Source organism: Bacillota bacterium (assembly GCA_018818595.1).
Taxonomy (GTDB): Bacteria; Bacillota_I; Bacilli_A; order Izemoplasmatales; family Hujiaoplasmataceae; genus JAHIRM01.
In genome coordinates this window covers 1-2,023 of record JAHIRM010000060.1, presented here as the reverse complement: position 1 = coordinate 2,023, position 2,023 = coordinate 1, and the positions used below count along the sequence as shown (strand labels likewise).

General features: G+C 44.8%; 5 protein-coding genes. 4 read left to right on the top strand and 1 reads right to left on the bottom strand.

The annotated features are described in order from the left end of the window. The 4 genes from KJ971_08760 to KJ971_08745 form a co-directional block, all read left to right on the top strand. The coding region (locus tag KJ971_08760; protein ID MBU1145922.1) for a hypothetical protein at positions 1 to 462 on the top strand (462 nt) is incomplete at its 5' end. Positions 463 to 475: 13 nt separating this feature from the next. Next, positions 476 to 967, top strand: a complete 492-nt coding sequence (locus KJ971_08755; GenBank protein MBU1145921.1) for a hypothetical protein — start codon at positions 476 to 478, stop codon at positions 965 to 967. 240 nt (positions 968 to 1,207) lie between these two features. Further along, complete coding sequence (locus KJ971_08750) at positions 1,208 to 1,507, top strand: hypothetical protein (GenBank protein MBU1145920.1); 300 nt, start codon at positions 1,208 to 1,210, stop codon at positions 1,505 to 1,507. Positions 1,508 to 1,520: 13 nt separating this feature from the next. Continuing rightward, the gene (locus tag KJ971_08745) at positions 1,521 to 1,700 is read left to right on the top strand and encodes a hypothetical protein (protein ID MBU1145919.1); all 180 of its coding nucleotides are present in this window, start codon (positions 1,521 to 1,523) and stop codon (positions 1,698 to 1,700) included. Between the two features lie 43 nt (positions 1,701 to 1,743). Here KJ971_08745 and KJ971_08740 read toward each other — a convergent pair. After that, positions 1,744 to 2,023: hypothetical protein (locus KJ971_08740; protein MBU1145918.1), on the bottom strand; the 280-nt coding region annotated here is incomplete at its 5' end.

The window sequence follows — 2,023 nt, the reverse complement described above, 5'->3', positions numbered from 1 at the left end:
CTAATGTGCGGGGAGCAATACCCTGGAGGTAAGAAACCAATAAAAATCAAGGAGGAAGGAGTTATGCTTATAAAGATGGGGATTTGTAGTAATTGTGAGGGGGAACGCAAGGTGGGTGTTAAAGGTTTATGCGGTGGTTGCCGAAGCGCCATGGAAAGGGCGGAACCTGGGCATGAGGCTGAGGCGTTGGCCGCCTTCAAGAAGTGGATTTTGGCGACGGACGTACCGCCGGAAGAGAAATGTAATCCTGTCGTGGCAAACAAAGGAACGGTTGAGCCGACAAATTATCCTAAACAGGTCATCCTGAACTTTACTGAGGGCGATAGGGAGTTGTGGGAAGACCTGGAGGTACTGGCAAAAAGGGAACGGCGTCCGAAAATAGACGAACAGATTCTGTTTGTGCTGCAAAGGGTGATTGAACAAAGCAAGGATTATTTATATCCCTCGAAAGCGAAACAGTGAAGGAGAAAAGCGCATGAAATTGATATTGCCCTTGTTTGTTGAGATACCACGCAAAAAATCACCCAATAAAAGATTTTACCTGGGGCTCAATCCATACCGCAACACCCATTTCCAAATTTTGAATCAGGCAAAAGAGGCATATAAGGGATTGGTATCTGATGCGTATTTTTATTATTGCAACCTGCCGGGAAACAAGTTACTCCCACCGCCACCTTACCTTTTTCAGTACACGGTATTCCCGGGCAGTGCAAGGAAATTTGACCTCGCGAACATACTGTCCATTGTCCAGAAATTTACCGATGATAGTTTAATCGATCTTGGTGTGATACCAGACGATTCATATAAAATTATCCGATCAATAGAATATCACTTCGGGGCAGTGGACAAGACAAGCCCGCGCGTGGAATTGGAGATATCAAGCCCATTTGAGGGGCGCATCAAGCATGTGGACGTTCCCAAGGAGGGGACAAGAATGCCGCGTGAGATCGTCCCTGAAGTGGCTTAAAGCAATTATTTTACAAAAGTAAGGGTAAGCTATGTCAGATACAAAAACGCTAACGATTAAGACCACAAAAGGCAAGCGCAAAATCGGGAAAGGATCCCGGAAAATCGGCAGAAGTCTTGTAAAGTGCGCCCGATACAAAATGTTAGGGATTAGAGCAAAGAATAAGGCTCGCAAGGCCAGGAAAGAAGCCAATTTTAGGGCTAAAAAAGCAGCCAAGAAATTAGCAAGGGGAGGGAGGACATGAACTCAAAGAAAGGAAAAGATATATGCCAGATTGGGTATCGGGAAGAGTGCTGCTGTATCTGCCGTAATCAGTATCCGGCAACAGTCTGTAATTGTTTCGGGCAGTGGCGAAAAGACATGGTTTTCAATCCAAGCCCTTGGAACAATCGGCATGGTCAAATTGGATGGGCTTGCACCGTTTTCATGAGTGAAGGTGGAGGCAGGGTTATAGAAATATCAAGGAAACAGCACGGAATCTGTGAGTGTTTTATAAAGAAGGGGAAAGACATTTATGTAGTAAGGAAGCCCAAGAAATAAAAAAGGGGGGAACATGCTCCGCTGTAACTGGTGCGGTGAAGGGCTACATGGATATGCAAGAGCAATCTATCTTGATGATGATGGTAAAAAATATTGCTGCGGGTATTGTTTGAGGATGAAAATTCAGGCTGATCAGGCTGATAATGATGAAACCACTGAATTGAAACATAAACCCCCCTTTTCTGGTCTATAATATATTCCAGTCTTTAATGTCTTTGCCAGTTCAATCCTTTGGCTTAAACTAATCCCCCCAGGAACAAGGAAATACGAAAAGGGAGTCCCTGTTTGTTACGAGACCAGGTTTCTTTAGGGGATTTTGCAAAAGTTTCGTTAGGATTTATATTTGCCGGATTCCCTTTATCATACATGGCAGGGGTCAAGTCGTATTTTGCCAGCGGTCGGTTATGGGGCAATCCAACAACCTGCAAGATGCTTTCTCCACGACGGGTTACTCTGAGCATCAGAGGGCAGGCAACAAAAAAGGCCATCAAGAGATTACTCCTAATGGCCTTGTTT

Coding starts and splice junctions, on each gene's coding strand:
- KJ971_08755 (MBU1145921.1), top strand. CDS start 476: ATGAAATTGATATTGCCCTTGTTTGTTGAGATACCACGCAAAAAATCA.
- KJ971_08750 (MBU1145920.1), top strand. CDS start 1,208: ATGAACTCAAAGAAAGGAAAAGATATATGCCAGATTGGGTATCGGGAA.
- KJ971_08745 (MBU1145919.1), top strand. CDS start 1,521: ATGCTCCGCTGTAACTGGTGCGGTGAAGGGCTACATGGATATGCAAGA.